Below are 16,907 nucleotides of genomic sequence, written 5' to 3'. Positions count from 1 at the left end.
CTTACTAGATAAGTTTTATAAAATAATCGAAAGTGACGTTAATATCAAATTTTGACTTGGCAAATTCTTTTATTCTAAGCCGATCACCAGACCCGGCTTTTATGCCCTTCGCAGCGACTTTGATATCAGGGTAGACCCACTCTTTCGGATAGATCTCATCCGCACCTTCCCAAGGCAATATGACCGGCGTACAGCCTGCCGCGGCGCCATCGGCAATGGTAAAGTGGAAGCTTTCAAAGTCACTGGTCGAGAGCACATAATCGATGCCGGCATACCACTCCGGCATATCGTTACCGTGGGGATCGAAAATGACGGCACCTTTCAACAGCAGGTCTTCTTCCAGCCGGCTGTACTGCTGCTCGTACCAGGCCATTTCCTCGGGGCGGTTGGCCATCCAGGGATAATCTTCCGGTCGCTTGCCTTTGATGCGCAGGGTGTAATCGCCATCTTCCTTGCGCAACTCCTTGAGAATGTCCAAAGCGCGATCCAGCCGCTTACTCTGCGGCACAATTCCCACCATGCCGAGCACCTTCTCATTAGTGGGTTTGCGCGGCACGGCTTGCAGCCCTTCAACATCCACGCCGTTGTACACCACGCTGCCGTTCTTCTTCAGTATCGGATTCTTGGCAACGCCCTGGCGCAGCATGTGAGGGCCGACAAAAAGTACCGTTTCAAACTGTTCGAACGGCACCTTGTCAAACAGTGCACTGCGCAACTCCTGGGCGTGTAGCCGCCCTACCAACTTCTGGCCTTTTCGCTTGTGCTTGCCGTACCAGATGGCATTGCCCAACATCCATTCACAGAACACTGTGTCGGCCTGCTCCACCAGCCGCTGACTGGCGGTTTCGTTATGCTGATTATGGCCATTCCAGAAATCAAGCAGGATTCGATTACCCTCTTGGGTAAAGTAAGGATAGAACGGCTTGATGAACTTGAGGTCGTGCCCGGCAATTACCACTGTTTTCTTCGGTGCTATATTGGGCGCCTGTTCATAGGCTCGAGGCGGTTTTCTCAAAGCCAGCGTCGGCTGTTGCTCGGCCCAGCTGGTGAGCTCCTGCAGGCGCTGTGGCTGAATATCGTGCAGCAGCTGCAGGCCTATATCAATCTGCTTGCTTTCCAGTGCTACGCCCGGCCACTGGTTTTCTGCCACTACAGTATCATGTACAAATCCGATGCGATTCTGAGGCGCATAACTGGCTGCCCAGGCCAGGTCCTCAATATCCTCAGGCTCCAGGTTTTCCAAGGCTCCTGGGGTGGCAAGCAGCACTTGCTGGCTGGAATTCAGAACAATCTGTTCTGGCGATTGGCACCCTATGCCAGCAGCTTCCAGTTTGGCTCTGTCGGCAGGCCGGCAGCGCTCACAAACCACACTTGCCGGTTTTACAGTCTGTGCCAACAGTCGATCAGCTGCGGTTTCGGTAAGCTCCAGGGTGTACAGCAGAATGCTGTGTAGTTCCGGTGCCTTAATTACCATACCGGCGGTCCTGAGCATCTGGGCGAGGCGGAACCCGGTTGTATGCGCACGCATCACCGCCCGCGCCCCTTTCAGGGCCAGGCGCCAGCGGTAGGCGGGATGGTGCTGCAGGTTTTCCAGCACCTGAGCCGCTTCGCTTTCGGTCTGTACCACCTGGCCTGCCCCTTCCAGATAGCGGTTCATGCCCAGAGCCGGGCCAGAGATGATCGGCGAGCCACAGGCCGCCGCTTCCATCACCCGGCGTGAGAACATGGTGGGGGAGTCGAGTACCGAGTTGACGTTGATCTGCACAGGGTGGGCCTTGTAGGCCTGGATCATCTCTTCGTAACTGAGGCTGCCGGCGACATAGCCGCCTAGACCGCCTGGGTATTTGTAGGGGGATTCCGAGTCGCCGTGCTGGCGGTCGTAGATGGTCAAGCCTAAGGGCGCAGCCGCACTCATGATCTTGTCCATGTACTCGGTACGTTCCGGGTAGCGTTCGCCGTAGTAAGTGCCACCATAGGCCGCAGTTGGCTGCCATGCCCGTGTTGAAGGCAACAGGTTGTGGATCTTGGGCGACGCATAGAAAGGACAACCGCTGACCGTTCGAGTGACGGCATCCGGCGTGGACAGATAGGGAATAATCCGGCGACTATCGGTCGTAAAGACGTGATCACACAGGCTCGCAGCTTTGCGGAAGCGGTCAAAGTGAACCGGGTCTTCCTTGTTCCAGAACAGCGTGGGTATGCCGTCGTTGCGACAGTGCGACAACAATACCTTGAGATCAGCGAACTCTTCATCACTGTAGTAGCCCACCTTACGGTGCCACTGCCCCTCGTTGCCCTTCCAGGCGGATTCCACAAAAAGTGCATCAATCGGCTGATGCTGCAGTTCCTGCCGCCAGTTGTCGGGTGACAGGCGCACTACTTTGACCGCACTGCGCAGAGTATCGGTGGTAAATTGGTCGGCGATCAGGCCCAGAGTGATCTGTTGCAAGTTTTTATCAGCCGCTATCGGCTGCCGATTCGCCAACAGCTCATCAATGGCCCGGCTGTAATTATCAGTAACCCGGTTCCAGGTGCGTTCCTGCTCTATCCACGCACGTGCCGCCTTACCCAGTCGCTCACGTTCCTCTGGACTGGCAATCAGCTCCTTCAGTGTATCCCTAAGGGAGGCAAGGTTATCCTTGCTAAACAGGCGACCACGCTCGTTGTTGCCGGCAAAGACTGCATGCGGCGAGACATCTGACAGCACTACGGCTTTGCCCATCGCCATCGCTTCCAGCGGCTTGAGCGGGGAAACCATCTCGGTAACGGCTGAAGACAGACGCGGGATCGGCATGATATCCATGCAGGCGAGATAATGCGGCACCTGATCAAACGGGATACGCCCCGTGAAGCGGCAGGCCTCTTCGATCTTGAGTTCTTTAGCTTTGGCTTTAACGGTATCGATCACTTTGCCATCACCCACCAGGACGAAGTAGAAGCTGATACCGGCCTTTTTTAGCTCGGCTAGAGCTTCCAGCAGCAATTCCAGGCCTTCATAAGCCACAGTACTGCCAGCGTAGCCGATTACCGGCACGCCAGCCTTGAGGTTGAGCTGCTTAAGAATCTCAGGGGCTGCCGGCCTGGGGGTAAAGCGGGTTGCATCCACTGCATTGGGGACCACTTTGATTCGTTCACGCTGGGTACCGCGCTGCACCAGCTCATCGGCCAGTTCTTCGGTCAGCGTAATCACAAGATCCGCTTCCCGTGCTGTGTGTGCCTCCAGTGCCTTCATCAAATGGTAACGGTCGGAGTCCATCCACTCCGGTTGTGTAGATGCCTGAGTGACCTCCCAGAGCCCGCGCACCTCATAGACGAACGGCAAGCCCAGTCGCCTGGCCGCCATCAGCGCCGGCAACGCAGTGATATGGTTGGAAGCCGCGACGATCACCTCAGCACCACAGGTCTGTGCTTCACGCAGGAAGTGATCGGCGGCTTCCGCCAGATAACGATCCAACGGGGTTTTGCTAAGACTCCAGCCGGCAGCGGCGGTATAGGTAACACCGTCCACTTGCTCCAGGTGGTAGCCCTTTCCCGCTACCTTGATATTGGAATCCCAAGGGAAGCCTGTACGGGTACTTGCACTGACTTTCCAGCCGGCGTGCTGTAACCCTGTGGCAATACCATGAGAGCGGGTTGAGTACCCATTAGTGGTATGCGGCACTGACTGGTGCAGGCAGTAAAGCAGCTGTTTGCGGCGTGTCAGCAGGCCTGCATTGGGTTGGCGCGGTGGCAGCTGCCAGCCGCCCTGCAGGCGCGCCAAGCCTTTAACAAACTCATGAAAATCACGTTGGGCTTTATCGAACTTAACCTTCTTCTGCAGCAGGTGGTTCAATATCTGCAGAGTTTCATTCAGGTTGCCCTCTTTATAAAACAGCTGACTGGCGGTTTGATAATCGCACTTATCCAGATCGACCTTGGCAGCCTTGCCAGCACGCAGAGGAGCGACAGGCATGCTTTGCTGGATTGGAGCACCCAACCCCTTCGCCAGTGGCGTAACAGCGCAGCTAAAGCTCAGCTCGGCCAGATTGGACTGGGTCTTTTTGGCCTTGCCCAGACAATCCTTGAGGCTAGCTGCAAGGGACTGGGTATTATCAGCCTTAAATGTACTTATCTGGGAATAGTGTTTTGCGAACTCCGCCAGTGGAGCGATATCTGAAACAACGACTGCTTTTTGGAAAGAGAGCGCCTCCACTGCCTTCATTGGCGGAACAAGTTCACATACAGGCAGCTTCTTACGAGGAATCACCACCAGGTCAATCAGCGCATAGTAGTCACTCACCTGCTCATGTGGAACACGGCCCACCTGAATCAGCCAGGGCTGTTCGCCGAGCTTAGTTACGGAACCAGTGGCAGTGGTTACTGGCTGATCATCACCTACCAGTAGAAGCTTGATCGGCTCGCCCTGTTTGACCAGGTCCGCACAGGCTTCAATCAATGTATCCAACCCTTCATAGGGGTTGAAGCTGCCCACATACCCCAACACCTTGTCCCCTGCTTCGATGCCAAGACTGACTTTAAGCGCCGGGTCAGCGGGTTTGATATCCGGCAGCTCGTTTACCCCGTTGGGCATGATGTCAATACGACTGGCGTCAACGCCACGCCTGATCAGCTCTTCCTTCATGGGGTGATTGAGTGTGAACACCTTTGGCGCCTGCTTGGCCACGAAGGTGTCGCGTTCGGTTTCCTGCTTGAACGCTGCCATCTTTTCAAATACAGGTTCGCGGGCAGCTCGCGACAGCTCCCAGAACCCTCTCACCTCGTTGTAGAACGGCAAACCCAGGCGCTTGGCGGCGACCCAGGCGGGCAGCCCTACTATATAGTTGGATGCTGCGACTACCACCGCGGGGCGGTAGACGCGAAACAGCTCGATAAAGCGCTCAACGCTGGCCTCCAGGTGCTCACTCTCGTCTTTCGGGGCGCGGTCGTGCGGCCAGCGGCTATGGATATAGCGAACGCCTTTTACCGTCATTTCTGGCCGAGTGCTGCCTTTTCTGGCACCCAGCTCCCAGGGCCTTCCTGGCCTTACGAAACAGAGCGTCTCAAAGCCGTGCCCATTCAGTGCCTGCGCAACGCCCTGGGTGCGCACTGCATACCCATTGCTCGCATAGCTGGCGCCATGACTGACAACATAGGCAATACGCCCTTCGATCGGACTTATTGGGGTAGACGGCTGACCGGCCAGTTCAGTGGCCTGATATATCAAAGTATCCATTTATAAAGAGCAATCCAGGAATGTAGAGCAACAGACTTTTGCCTGGTCGTTATTCTTGCGTCGAATAACGGCCAGGTGGGGAGGGTGATCAACCGGAAACAGGCTCCAGCGTTGATGCGGTTATGGGGGTTTTCTATTCACTACGAACAGCATCCTGATTAGATGCTGCTCGACGTATAAAGGCAGGCTACTAGGAGCTACCCTCTTTTTAGGAGCTACCCACCTTTTTAAAGTAGACCCACGGCATCGACGACACTGGCTTTCTGGCGCACTGCGTCAGCCTGCTCGATAAACGGCTTGTGTTTAACCAGCACACAAATGACATCAGCCTGAGTCAGGGCTTCATCGAAGCTAACCAGAGCTACATTCCCACCTTGCAGCCGCTTCGGCAGGGCTTCAATATTGGGCTCGACGACCTGTACCTGACACCCCAGTTCGGCAACCGCCTCGGCGATTCCCAGCGCCGGGCTCTCGCGCAGATCATCAATATCAGGCTTAAAGGCAATGCCCAGGCAGGCCACTGTGATATCGGCGCGGGTCGCACCCGGGTGCCCCTGGTGATAGGCTTCTAGCTTAGCCCTCACCTGCTCCAACACCCATAGCGGCTTGCCATCATTGACTTCGCGGGCAGTGCGGATCAGGCGTGCCTCTTCGGGGCAGGAATCCACGATAAACCAGGGGTCAACAGCAATACAGTGCCCACCGACACCAGCACCCGGCTGCAGAATATTGACGCGCGGATGACGGTTGGCCAGCGCGATCAACTCCCATACATTGATATCAAGCTTGGCGCAGATAACCGAAAGCTCGTTTGCGAAGGCGATACTGACATCTCGGGAGCTGTTTTCCGTGAGTTTTGCCATTTCCGCTGTACGGGCATTAGTAATGACGCACTCGCCCTGTACGAAGATCTTGTAAACCGCCTTTGCTGCTTCCGAACACTTCGGGGTCATACCACCGATGACCCTGTCGTTTTCCACCAGCTCACGCACTACATGGCCCGGGAGCACGCGTTCCGGGCAATGGGCAATGCGAATATCGGATGCTTCACCGTGCGTCTGCGGAAAGGTCAGGTCCGGGCGCGCCTGGGCCAGCCACTGCGCCATCTGCTCCGTTGCGCCAACGGGACTGGTTGATTCCAGAACCACCAGGTCGCCTTTCTTCAGCACCGATGCGAGAGACTCGCTGGCGGATTTGATGTAACTCAAATCAGCCTTATGAGTACCGCCAGTTGCATCATGGATGAAAGGCGTAGGCACCGCCACCAGAAAGGCATCAGCGGGCTCCGGCTTGGTAGTGGCCCGCAGATAGCCCTCAGTAACGGCCGCATGTACGACAATATCAAGCTCTGGCTCGACTATATGTATCTCGCCCTTATTGATGGTATCGACAGCGTGCTGATTGACATCAACGCCGATGACCTTTTTCTTGCGCGAGGCGAAGACAGCAGCAGTTGGCAGACCAATGTAACCCAGGCCGATTACAGAAATGGTTTCAAAATTCATCATAAAGTCCTTAAATCAAAATCAGAGAGCGGCAAGAGTATCGCGGATGCGCTGGCAGGCTTCCCCATCGCCGTAGGGGTTATGTGCATAGCTCATGGCGTTGTAGGCATCCTGATCGGTCAGAAGCGTATTCAGCTCCCGGATAATAGTTGCGACATCCGTTCCTACCAACTTTACCGTGCCGGCCTCTATCGCCTCAGGCCGCTCGGTGGTGTCGCGCATGACCAGTACCGGTTTGCCAAGGGAGGGCGCTTCCTCCTGGATGCCGCCGGAATCGGTCAGGATGATATGGGCGCGGTTCATCAGGTAGACGAAAGGCAGGTAGTCCTGCGGGGCGATCAAGTGGATGTTGTCGTGCGCCGCCAGTAACCGCTTAACCGGTTCCTGTACATTTGGATTGAGGTGGACCGGATAAACAATCTGTACATCCGGGTGCGCCTCGGCTGTTTTGGCCAGTGCCTGGCAGATGCGCTCGAAACCGCCACCAAAACTCTCGCGACGGTGCCCGGTTACCAGCACCATCTTTTTATCATCGTCGAGAAAACCGAACTGCTGGCGCTGCGCTATCGCAAGCTCTGGTTTCTTGTCCAGCTTTCGCACGACCTCCAGCAACGCATCGATCACCGTATTGCCGGTCACATGGATGTGCGCTTCGCTGATTCCCTCTTTCAGCAAGTTCGAGCGGGACGTCGCCGTCGGGGCAAAATGGATATTGGCCAACGCGCCAGTCAACTTGCGATTACCCTCTTCCGGCCAAGGAGAATAGATATTGCCGGTGCGCAATCCCGCCTCCACATGCCCAACCGGAATCTGTTGATAGTAGGCCGCCAGCGTAGTAGCAAATGTTGTGGCAGTATCGCCATGCACCAGTACGATATCTGGTTTGTACTCGGCAAATACGCCTTTCAGGCCATGTAGAATACCGGTAGTGACATCGGTGAGGTCCTGCCCCGGCTTCATAAGGTTCAGATCAAAGTCTGGCTTCAATTCAAACAGACCGAGCACCTGGTCCAGCATCTCCCGGTGTTGCGCGGTTACACAGACTTTCGCCTCGAAGCGTTCATCCATAGCCAGCTGCAGCGCCAGCGGCGCCATTTTAATAGCTTCCGGACGCGTCCCAAATACTGTCAATACTTTCATCATAATTTTCTCAACGGTCCATCAGTTTGTATTCCAGTTCCTGGCAACGAGTAAAATAGTGCTCAAGGAGTTTCTGAGTATCTGGCAGCTGACTTTCGGGCCAATGCCCATCTGATACAGTTGCCGCTTTTTCTGTAGCGGGTATTAGCGATGGAGGGACGGCAATATCCGTTTCCACTCGATTTACGGGCGGTGCGCTGCGCCCTTCCGTCATGCCTGTGCGAATAAAGTGTAACAAAGGATTAACGCCAGCCTGCTCGACATCGGGATTCTGACGTAAATATTCGCGGGTACTAAATCGAATGGAAGGGTTTCGTCGCATCATCCAGCCATAGCGGATAAAATGTTCAACGGGATCCATTCCAATTTTTTTCACATCGAAATACTGACTCAAATACCAAGATGAGTCGAATAAATCTGATTCACTTAAAGCTTGATAATCACTATCCATAGCATTCGTTTTCTTTTTCACTTTATCATTAACTCTTGCTTTTCATTCAAAAACGACAGGACTCAACGATGAAACCAAAAAATATCGACCTGGCCTGTAACCATCGCCTTAAAAACTGACCATTACTGACGGGCGGCCTCAAGAAGCCGCACCGTCGGTGATCAAGACCACTTTCTTACCCACACTCTGCCTCATTATCAGTCTCGATGATCTTTTACGATGAGCACCAACATTTGTAGTATCAGGACCAAAAAAAGCGTAATAATAGCGAAAACTATTATGTTATAGAGACGGCGAGGCTCTACTGGATATTCGGGCAATGTCGGGCTCTGCAAAACAGAAACTTGTTTAAGCTTGCGCGCGGCTTCAATTCGGGTGTTCTCCAGCGCTGCCAGTGCACCGGAGTAACTGTCCTGGGCAAACTGAGCCCTCAGCTCCAGCGTTTGATATTCTGATGACATAACGTTCAGAGCACCGCCAGACTGCTGCGCCATACGCGCGCGCTCCTGTTTTATCTGCTGATTAAGGGCATCAATTTCACTACCCACACGCAGTACTTCGGGCGAGCGCCTGCTCTGATAACTCGCCAATACAGTGCGCTTCGCTTTAAGGTTGGCGAGCTGTGCCTCAAGATTGGCTACGACAACGCTGAGGCTTTCCACTGTTCCTGTAGGTGACACCAGGCCATTCTTGTTCTGGTAATCAAGCAGAGACTGGCGGGTCGCATTGAAGCTTTCGCTCAGCTGGCTCACTTGGCCTTCCAGAAAACGCACCTGCTCTTCGGCCAGCCGTTGCCCCATGGCATTCATATGGGCTTCACCCTTGCTCAGCAGCAAAGAGGTAATCGCATGGGCCATTTCAGGGCTGAATGCCTGGACCCTGATACGCAGTACCTGTGCGTAATCGTCGAGCTCAACCGAAACCCGTTTTAGATAGTACTCATGCAGATCCTCGATAGGCGCATTCTTGTCGAAGAGACGGGAAAATATATCGAATTCAGTGCTGGAATAATGCTCGCGAAAGCCCAACTCACTGTCTATATAACGCAGCATATCAACAGAAAGAAGATAGTCACGCAGCAGTAGCATATCGCCACTTGTTGCGCCTCCACCACTTAGCAAAGAAGAAAAGCTAAGTGTCGGCGCCGCAATCTGTGGACTTTCCAGAACGACGTTACTTTCCGAAACATAACGATCACTTGCCCATAGACTCCAATAGACTGTCACTACTAAAATGGAAATGGCACAAACAAACCAGTAGGGGTATTGACGGAAGAACTGCTTCATCTCGGACTCACTATCCTTAAGCACCATTTGAATATGAATTAATATTCGAGGTATTCATAAAAATTTATTTAGTCTTGGTTCCAGCGCCAGAACTACCGTGATATGCATTGATAGCATCATTGATATCATCAAACCAGATAGCGTTTCCCTGGTGGAGCCAGATACCAGCCTGACATAACTCCCGGAGTATTCCCTCACTGTGGGACACCATAATAAGGCTGCATTTTCCCACTCTATCCCTGAAGGCCTTTGAAGCCTTCAGTTTGAACATCCGATCACCGACCGCCGTAGCTTCATCAGACAAATAAACGTCAAAATCGAACGCCAGAGACAGGCCAAATGCCAAGCGAGCGCGCATACCTGAAGAGTAAGTTCTAACTGGCTCATCAAAAGCAGCGCCAATCTCTGCAAACTCCTCGACCCGCTCTATCACTTCCCTTAGATTTCGCTCACCACCGTGAATACGGGCAACAAACTTTACATTTTGCCTACCCGTCATAGCACTCTGAAACCCGCCCGATAAACCAATAGGCCAGGAAACTCTGCAGTCACGCGAGATAGCACCTCGATCCGGGTTATCCATACCACCAATCAGGCGTAGCAGGGTTGACTTTCCTGCCCCATTTCGCCCTACCAGCCCTACGCTTACATTGGCTGGAATCTCCAGATTGATATCACGTAACACCCAGTCGCTACCATGATGATTATGATAACGTTTATACAGGTTGGTTATGCGGATCATTGCGTTTTCAATCTCATCTCGAACCGCAGATGTAGAATTAAGCCGAGCGATGTCAGACTTAATGCCCAAAACCAGAGATAAGTAAGACTTACACCATCAAGCGAACGGTACTCCGGAAAAAAGCTTTCCCTCATATGCTCAAGACCATGCACAATAGGATTCCAGAGCACATACTGTTGAAAATCGTGAGGTAGATAATTCAAAGGAATAATGACACCGGAGATGATCAGCAAGGGCAAGGTTATGATGCGGACAAGTCGCCCTATCTCTGGCACAAGTGAGGAAGCCGCCGATAAAGTCAAGCCAACCCCTAACCCTAATACCCAAAGAGATATCCAATCGAAAAGAGCCGCCATCGGATTGGCAGGTGTCAGCCCTGCATCAAGCAGAATACCTGTAGCAATAAACAACAGAAATATAAATGTCTTCAGCATACCTTCAAGGAAACAGCGCACCAACACTGGATCGACAGTTTTCACTTGACGATATGCGAAAAGCCCCTTGTTTGATTCCACAGCCCCTAAGGATCGCATCATATTCTCGCGAAACAGGAAAAACCCAAGTAGACCCGTAATTAGCCAGGGGACAAAGTCAGCTCCAGCTATATGCCGCCCTCCCGACACCACGCTTCGAATAGCGACCATAATGGCAATAACTGCTACCGGCTCTGCAATCATCCAGAACCAGGCCATGCGGTCGGCCATGGTACGGGCGACAGCCTCACGCATAAAGAGCGCGTACCAAACCGACCGGGTAACCTGCCAGGGTGTACGGGTTTTCAAAAGAATAAGACTCCGCTTAAAAATAACGCGGGCTCAGTGGCCCGCGTGTCTGTATCAACCAGCAAGATCAATCCAGTGCAACTTTGGCGGCGACGGCGATCTGAAAGATGATCTGGGAAATACTGGTGGCCAGCTGCAGGTTTTTGGTCGGTACATCCGGCAACACCAGAATTTCATCACCCGCGCGCAGTTCAACATCATCGGCATCACGCACCTCGCCATTCTGGCGCACGACCAGAATACGGTCGTCATCCGCGTGTTGGGTATAGCCGCCCGAGGCCTCGATATAGTCATTAACCGAGAGCCCTGGCGTAAAGACCACCGACTGCGGCACCAGTATTTCGCCGCTAATGAGCAGGGAGTCACTGAGTTCAGGCAGAGTAATAACATCGCCATCCTGCAGGCGGATATCGGTGATACGGTCGTTGTGCGCCACCACCAGGCGGCCACTGGGCTCGACCTGGGACGCACGGGCAACGAACTGAGTGATCAGCTCGGCTTCCTGCACCCGTACCTGCGCTTCCTGCGGCGTCGCAGACGGCGCACCCAGGTAGGTGGTTTCCAGGCGACGCAGACTTTCCTGCAAGGCCTGTTTCTGCTGCTCCGCCACGCTTAGCCTGCGCAAGGAAATGCTGTGTACCGCCGTCAGTTCACGCGGCACGGCCACGGCATCAAGCAATTCATTCAGGCGAGCGCTCTTGGGTAACGCATAGCGCGAAGGCCCGTAGTAACTGCCTTCGAGCTGTACCACTATGGTTTCGTCCCGCTGATCGGCACTGAACAGCACTTCGTCGCCATTCGTCAGCGTCTGTTGTGGAAATTCTGCCAGTGAGTAGTACAGCGATATAGGCCCGTCCGTGCGACCGCCCCGCAGCAGTACATGGGATACATCCGGCTTGAGGCGCGCAAGATCCAGCAACGCGGCACCGTTCATGCTGTCATTCGCCAGCTCGTAGCGATAGCTGCGCTCCACATCACCAGTGACTGTTACCGCCGGCCCCCGCTCTGCCACTACGACCGTATCGCCATCCTGGAACTGCAAGCGCGCCATAGTGCCATTTAGCAGGAAATCATAGAGATCAGCCTTGGCGACAACCTTCTTGTCACGCAATACCTTAACCTGGCGGTAGCTGCCCAGCTGGGCATCGATACCGCCGGCCTGGTCGAGGAAATACAGCAGTGAATCACTGGGGGTGCCAGCATAACGACCGGGATTCGTCACATAGCCGGTGACAAACACGGCCACCGGTTGCACGCCCTGCAAGTTGGTATAGACCTGAACGTTTTCCGGGTAAACCGACCGTACTGCCCTGGTAACACGGCTGTTAAGCTCACCGTTAGTCAGCCCCTGCACCATGACAGGGCCAATGGCTGGAAGGAATATATTGCCCTGCGCATCCACCGGCAGCACACGTTCGAATTCAACAGCGCCCCAGATACGCAGTGTAATCTGATCGCCAGGCACCAGCTGGTAGGTTGAATTCAGGCCATCGGCACGTACACCGCGAAAGCCGCCACTGAACAGGTCAGCGCCAAAGGGGCGAATTTCGGTGCCATCAGTCATTGGAGGCAGGGGCTGTACGGGCGATGCATAGGTGCCGGTACGCCAGTTGGTATTCACCTGATCATCAATTTTTTCCGGGATCAGCTGGGCCTGCTGACTCTCGGGAAGCACGGAGGATTCGATGCCGATAGCACTTGCCAGCGACGATACCGTAGCCAAAATGGCAGCAAACACGTACGGCGGGGTGATTCTACGATAAACAACAGATTTCATTGCAAGAGTTCCATTCGCTGTACTGAGTGGCTATACGCCTGTATGCAGATCACTGGGCGACCAGAGTACGACCAAGTGGACGCACGGCGGCCCACTGACCGCTGCTGGTCTCACAGGTCAGCCAGCGGCCGGACTGAGTACCCGTAGCTGTATCGATTGCCACCTCACGACAGTAGCGACCACTGGCGGCAAAGTAGCGTGCACTGGCGGTCACGTCGACACTCTCACCCCAGTAGCTGTTCGGGAAAGACCGGCTCGAAAACTCGGCACTTTGTGCCAGAAACGCAGAAACCTCGGCGGACAAAGCCTGTCCCTTCGACGCCGGGGACACGCTACCTGCATATGCGGACTCATTGCCACCGCCCCATGCGCTACAACCCGCCAGGACAACCACTGCCAGCGCTGCGACTGACAGTTTGGCGAAGTTCTCTATATTTCGATGCATCTGCTACAGAAACCTCTTTTATGCTCTTTCATAACTATCGGATTCGTCGGCGTGTTCTGATTGGCAATCTTTGCTGTGCGCAAAAACGCCCAAAAAAAACAGAATGACTGCCTGGCCCGACGGAACAAGGACTAACGAGTTTTTATACATCCACTGGCACAACACAAGCTTCAAACACTGCCTGGCCACTATACTGAATCCTGACGGGATAGGCCGCGCGCCAAGAATACTACTATTCTGCAGGGGGCAGCCACAAGGCTGAACCTATATAGCCCCCGCGACTCAAGCGACTGATTTAGTGGAGCCAATCGACGACAGCTGCGCGTTGCGCAGCGCAACCCACGCGCCTTTTCCGCAGTAGGTCAGTGCTAAGTCCGACAAGCTGCAGATATGCGCCAGACACGCTACCGCCCGAAGGTTGTGTATTGGGCAATCCTCAACGCCCCGGCTAATCTCGCTTGTATGTAACATTTCACGGGGCTCAATCCGACACCTCGACCACTCGACACAGCGAGAGGCCGCGCATTTTTTCAGACTTTGCCCCGCCTGGCTATAGGCACAAGTACTAAATCCGCATGCCTACCAGCTGACACCAGAAGTAACCTGGGCACGCTTTGTACAACTCTTGCAAGCGCTTCAAGATTGACCAGAGCCCACCTCAGCCGCGAACCCGCACTCAAAAAACAGCCTGCGAGCATTATACAGACACAATATGTAGGTTGTGGTGCAACGAAGCGAAACCCATCAATCAATCGATCGCTCATTGTTTGGTTACGCACCTTTGGGGCTGCACCCAACTTACATTTTCGGGTTCTAACCGGCAGACTTCTGCCACGTAGGATGCGGTGCAGCGCAGCGAAACCCATCAATCGATGGTTCATTGCAGGGTTACGCCCTTTCGGGCCTGCAACCTGCGCATAGTAAAAAACACCTGGTCAGTACTCGCGAGACAGCCGCAAGCCTGGACCATCAGATGCGAAAACCCGGCCTTCCAGCACCAGGGTCCCATCTAGCTGGCGATTGAACAGGCGCACCTGTTGCTCATCCAGGCCATCACGCTGAAAAAGGTGCAGCATCAGCTTGCCCGTCGACAACCAGCGCCAGCTGCCATCACGCCTTACAGCAGGCCTTGCATCGTGTGTATCCTCGGTCAGAATGGCGCTCCCCTCTGCACTTAATTCAAGGACAGTGCTGCGTTGCGGCCCATCGCCGGACACCAGCACCCGGGAGTAGCGTCCGGCCAGTGACGCACGGGTCAGATCACCGTAGCGACCACAGCCCTGATAGCGGCGCCCGTCGAGTCTCATATCGACACTCAAGCCATACCAGACACCCGAATCATCTCGACAGCCGGACTCATCGGCACCGGATTCCGTCAAGCGCAGCTTAAGGTCGCGACTCTTGCCATCCGGGGTTGTGAGACTGCCACTCCAGAGTGGATCACCACGCCAGCTTGTCCCCTTCTCTACAGTGAAGCGAAAGCGCACGCGCCGGCTCTGATCCCGCACTTCCAGCCGATCACCCGACAGATCCGCCGCCCAATCGGGCGCCACTCCGGCTGCACGCAGAAATATGCCATCGAGCTCAGCGGCACAGGCGCGACTATCACCACCGACCAGCAATAGCTGCTTAACCTCGCCGACCGCACTGGCCCTGAGCTCCATATAGAGTGGCAAGCCCGGCAATACGCTCTGCTCAGCGTAGCGTGCCGCCAGCAGGCCCTGCGGGTCAATCAAGATCCTGCTCCGGCGGGAATAACAGGGGCGCATCACCCAGCCATCCCCCTTGGGAGACACTTCTCCTCGGTAAAATTGCAGTGCAACGCCATCTGTCGGCCGCGGTAGCAAGGTGCATCCAGCAACAAGAACCGCCGCGGACAGCAGGCAGACTGCACCTGCTCTTAAAATAAGCATATTAAATGTTACTTTTAGGTTGAATGTTCTACGAGGTTACCGATAATAGCCGCATTTGATGTGGAGAACACACCCATGGCCAGACCGGTTGAATTTGTTCGCGCCGAGGTCATCTCGTCTGCAATGAACGTATTCTGGCACTTCGGCTATGGCGCAACCTCCATCAATACCCTGGTGAAGGCCACAAAACTCAAGCCCGGCTCTCTGTACGGCGCCTTTCACAGCAAGCGCACTCTTTTTCTCGAAATTATCGACACCTACGCCGGCAATCGCCTGGCGGGTATCGAGGCAGAACTCGTTGCCGCAGCGACGCCAATGTCAGCAATTGAAGCTCTGTTCAGCCGCCTGCGCCTGGAACTGATTGCGGATACAGACGGGCGCGGCTGCCTGATGGTCAACACTCTGCTGGAGCTGGGCTCCCAGGATGACGAAATGCGCCAGCGCATCAGCGCACACCTGAACCGCATCGAGCAGCACCTGGCCACCACCCTGCAGCGTGCCATTGACAGTGGTGAACTGCACACCGACACCAGCGCTGCCATCCTGAGTCAGTTCCTGATGAACGGCATTTGGGGACTGCGCGTCATGAGCAAAAAGCGCCCTGAGCCCTCGGTATATGACGGTATCATTCACCAGCTACTGCTCGCACTCAACCCCGCTCGTACAGCGCCCGATCTTGCATCAACGCCCGCCACTGCGCACACTGACAGCCTCCACGCCTGACCAGCACGACTTGAAGAACAGCCAAAAACAGCCGCCAAGATTGGAGCCCGCCCATGCGCTTGATCACCTTTGAACACCAGGGGCGCCAGTCCGTCGGTGCCCTGATCGATGACCGAATTATCGATGCCGCCGCCGATCCAGAGTTACCCGGCGACATGATTGCACTGCTCACTGCAGGAGCTCCTGCCCTGCAGCGACTACAGCAGCTCGCCTCAGAGCCCCGCGCCAGCATCGCGCTGGATCAGGCCCGTTTGCTGGCGCCGGTGCCGCGCCCGGGCAAGTTTCTCGGTGTCGGCCTCAATTACGCCGACCATATTCAGGAAACAGGCTTGGCGACACCCGAATTCCCCACCATATTCAACAAGCAAACCAGCTGCGTTATCGGGCCCGGCGAGGCGATTCACAAACCCCGCATCTCCGATAAACTCGACTACGAAGGCGAACTGGCCATCGTCATCGGCCGGCGCTGCCGCCATGTCCCCCTGGACAAGGCCGCCAGCGTGATTGCCGGTTACACCATTGCCAATGATGTTTCAGTGCGGGACTGGCAGGTAAAATCCCCCACCTGGACGCTGGGCAAATCCTTCGATACCCATGGCCCCATAGGACCCTGGATTGAAACTGGCGACTCGATTGACCCGCACAATCTTGAGCTGCGTACCTGGGTCAATGACGAACTGCGCCAGCACAGCAACACCCGCCATCTTATTTTCAACTGCTACCAGCTCATCGCCACCCTTTCCACGGTCTGCACGCTGGAGCCGGGCGATATCATCGCTACCGGCACCAGCTCCGGTGTAGGGGTCGCCATGAAGCCACGGGGCTATATGAAGCCGGGCGACCGGGTAAGGGTGGAAATTGAAGGAATTGGCGAATTATGTAACCCCATCATCGAAGAACCGGACACCCGCTGCTATTAGTTAAGGACAGC

General features: G+C 54.8%; 12 protein-coding genes. 2 read left to right on the top strand and 10 right to left on the bottom strand.

Annotation, left to right across the window (positions count from 1 at the left end):
- Window positions 1-4: 4 nt before the first annotated feature.
- The 10 genes from MPRO_RS17430 to MPRO_RS17390 form a co-directional block, all read right to left on the bottom strand.
- A complete protein-coding gene (locus MPRO_RS17430) occupies window positions 5-5,212 on the bottom strand; it encodes a glycosyltransferase (RefSeq protein WP_067295797.1) in 5,208 nt (1,735 codons plus the stop codon).
- A gap of 227 nt (window positions 5,213-5,439) precedes the next feature.
- Window positions 5,440-6,717: a UDP-N-acetyl-D-mannosamine dehydrogenase gene (gene wecC, locus MPRO_RS17425; protein ID WP_067295794.1), complete on the bottom strand. Its 1,278-nt coding sequence runs from the start codon at window positions 6,715-6,717 to the stop codon at window positions 5,440-5,442.
- A gap of 21 nt (window positions 6,718-6,738) precedes the next feature.
- A complete protein-coding gene (gene wecB, locus MPRO_RS17420; RefSeq protein WP_067295915.1) occupies window positions 6,739-7,857 on the bottom strand; it encodes a non-hydrolyzing UDP-N-acetylglucosamine 2-epimerase in 1,119 nt (372 codons plus the stop codon).
- A gap of 10 nt (window positions 7,858-7,867) precedes the next feature.
- On the bottom strand, window positions 7,868-8,329 hold the full coding sequence (locus tag MPRO_RS25915; protein WP_158651854.1) for a hypothetical protein: 462 nt from the start codon (window positions 8,327-8,329) through the stop codon (window positions 7,868-7,870).
- Between the two features lie 176 nt (window positions 8,330-8,505).
- A complete protein-coding gene (locus MPRO_RS17415; protein WP_067295790.1) occupies window positions 8,506-9,594 on the bottom strand; it encodes a KpsE/RkpR family capsule polysaccharide export protein in 1,089 nt (362 codons plus the stop codon).
- A gap of 64 nt (window positions 9,595-9,658) precedes the next feature.
- Window positions 9,659-10,336, bottom strand: coding sequence for an ABC transporter ATP-binding protein (locus MPRO_RS17410; RefSeq protein ID WP_067295787.1), 678 nt, complete (start codon window positions 10,334-10,336; stop codon window positions 9,659-9,661).
- Window positions 10,333-11,118 carry an ABC transporter permease gene (locus tag MPRO_RS17405; protein ID WP_281177195.1) on the bottom strand — a complete coding sequence of 262 codons (786 nt, stop codon included), beginning with the start codon at window positions 11,116-11,118 and terminating at the stop codon, window positions 10,333-10,335. Before MPRO_RS17405 ends, MPRO_RS17410 begins: the two co-directional genes overlap by 4 nt.
- Window positions 11,119-11,185: 67 nt before the next feature.
- Window positions 11,186-12,895, bottom strand: coding sequence for a polysaccharide biosynthesis/export family protein (locus tag MPRO_RS17400; RefSeq protein ID WP_067295779.1), 1,710 nt, complete (start codon window positions 12,893-12,895; stop codon window positions 11,186-11,188).
- 49 nt (window positions 12,896-12,944) lie between these two features.
- Window positions 12,945-13,340, bottom strand: a complete 396-nt coding sequence (locus tag MPRO_RS17395; protein WP_067295775.1) for an RT0821/Lpp0805 family surface protein — start codon at window positions 13,338-13,340, stop codon at window positions 12,945-12,947.
- Between the two features lie 935 nt (window positions 13,341-14,275).
- Window positions 14,276-15,076 (bottom strand): hypothetical protein, encoded by an 801-nt coding sequence (locus MPRO_RS17390; RefSeq protein WP_067295772.1) that lies wholly within the window; start codon window positions 15,074-15,076, stop codon window positions 14,276-14,278.
- Window positions 15,077-15,328: 252 nt separating this feature from the next.
- Here MPRO_RS17390 and MPRO_RS17385 point away from each other — a divergent pair, with 252 nt between their 5' ends.
- Entirely contained in the window at window positions 15,329-15,976 is a 648-nt protein-coding gene (locus MPRO_RS17385; protein WP_067295769.1) for a TetR/AcrR family transcriptional regulator, read from the top strand.
- Between the two features lie 53 nt (window positions 15,977-16,029).
- On the top strand, window positions 16,030-16,896 hold the full coding sequence (locus MPRO_RS17380; RefSeq protein WP_067295765.1) for a fumarylacetoacetate hydrolase family protein: 867 nt from the start codon (window positions 16,030-16,032) through the stop codon (window positions 16,894-16,896).
- Window positions 16,897-16,907: the final 11 nt, after the last annotated feature.

The sequence above is a fragment of the Marinobacterium profundum genome, assembly GCF_001528745.1.
GTDB classification, from domain to species: domain Bacteria; phylum Pseudomonadota; class Gammaproteobacteria; order Pseudomonadales; family Balneatricaceae; genus Marinobacterium_A; species Marinobacterium_A profundum.
Note: the sequence above shows the minus strand (reverse complement) of the source record. Positions and strands in the feature narration are given on the sequence as shown.

Bases quoted from the DNA above. Each gene is read 5' to 3' on its own strand.
- MPRO_RS17430 (WP_067295797.1), bottom strand. From the start codon at position 5,212: ATGGATACTTTGATATATCAGGCCACTGAACTGGCCGGTCAGCCGTCT.
- wecC (WP_067295794.1), bottom strand. From the start codon at position 6,717: ATGAATTTTGAAACCATTTCTGTAATCGGCCTGGGTTACATTGGTCTG.
- wecB (WP_067295915.1), bottom strand. From the start codon at position 7,857: ATGAAAGTATTGACAGTATTTGGGACGCGTCCGGAAGCTATTAAAATG.
- MPRO_RS17415 (WP_067295790.1), bottom strand. From the start codon at position 9,594: ATGAAGCAGTTCTTCCGTCAATACCCCTACTGGTTTGTTTGTGCCATT.
- MPRO_RS17410 (WP_067295787.1), bottom strand. From the start codon at position 10,336: ATGATCCGCATAACCAACCTGTATAAACGTTATCATAATCATCATGGT.
- MPRO_RS17400 (WP_067295779.1), bottom strand. From the start codon at position 12,895: ATGAAATCTGTTGTTTATCGTAGAATCACCCCGCCGTACGTGTTTGCT.
- MPRO_RS17395 (WP_067295775.1), bottom strand. From the start codon at position 13,340: ATGCATCGAAATATAGAGAACTTCGCCAAACTGTCAGTCGCAGCGCTG.
- MPRO_RS17385 (WP_067295769.1), top strand. From the start codon at position 15,329: ATGGCCAGACCGGTTGAATTTGTTCGCGCCGAGGTCATCTCGTCTGCA.
- MPRO_RS17380 (WP_067295765.1), top strand. From the start codon at position 16,030: ATGCGCTTGATCACCTTTGAACACCAGGGGCGCCAGTCCGTCGGTGCC.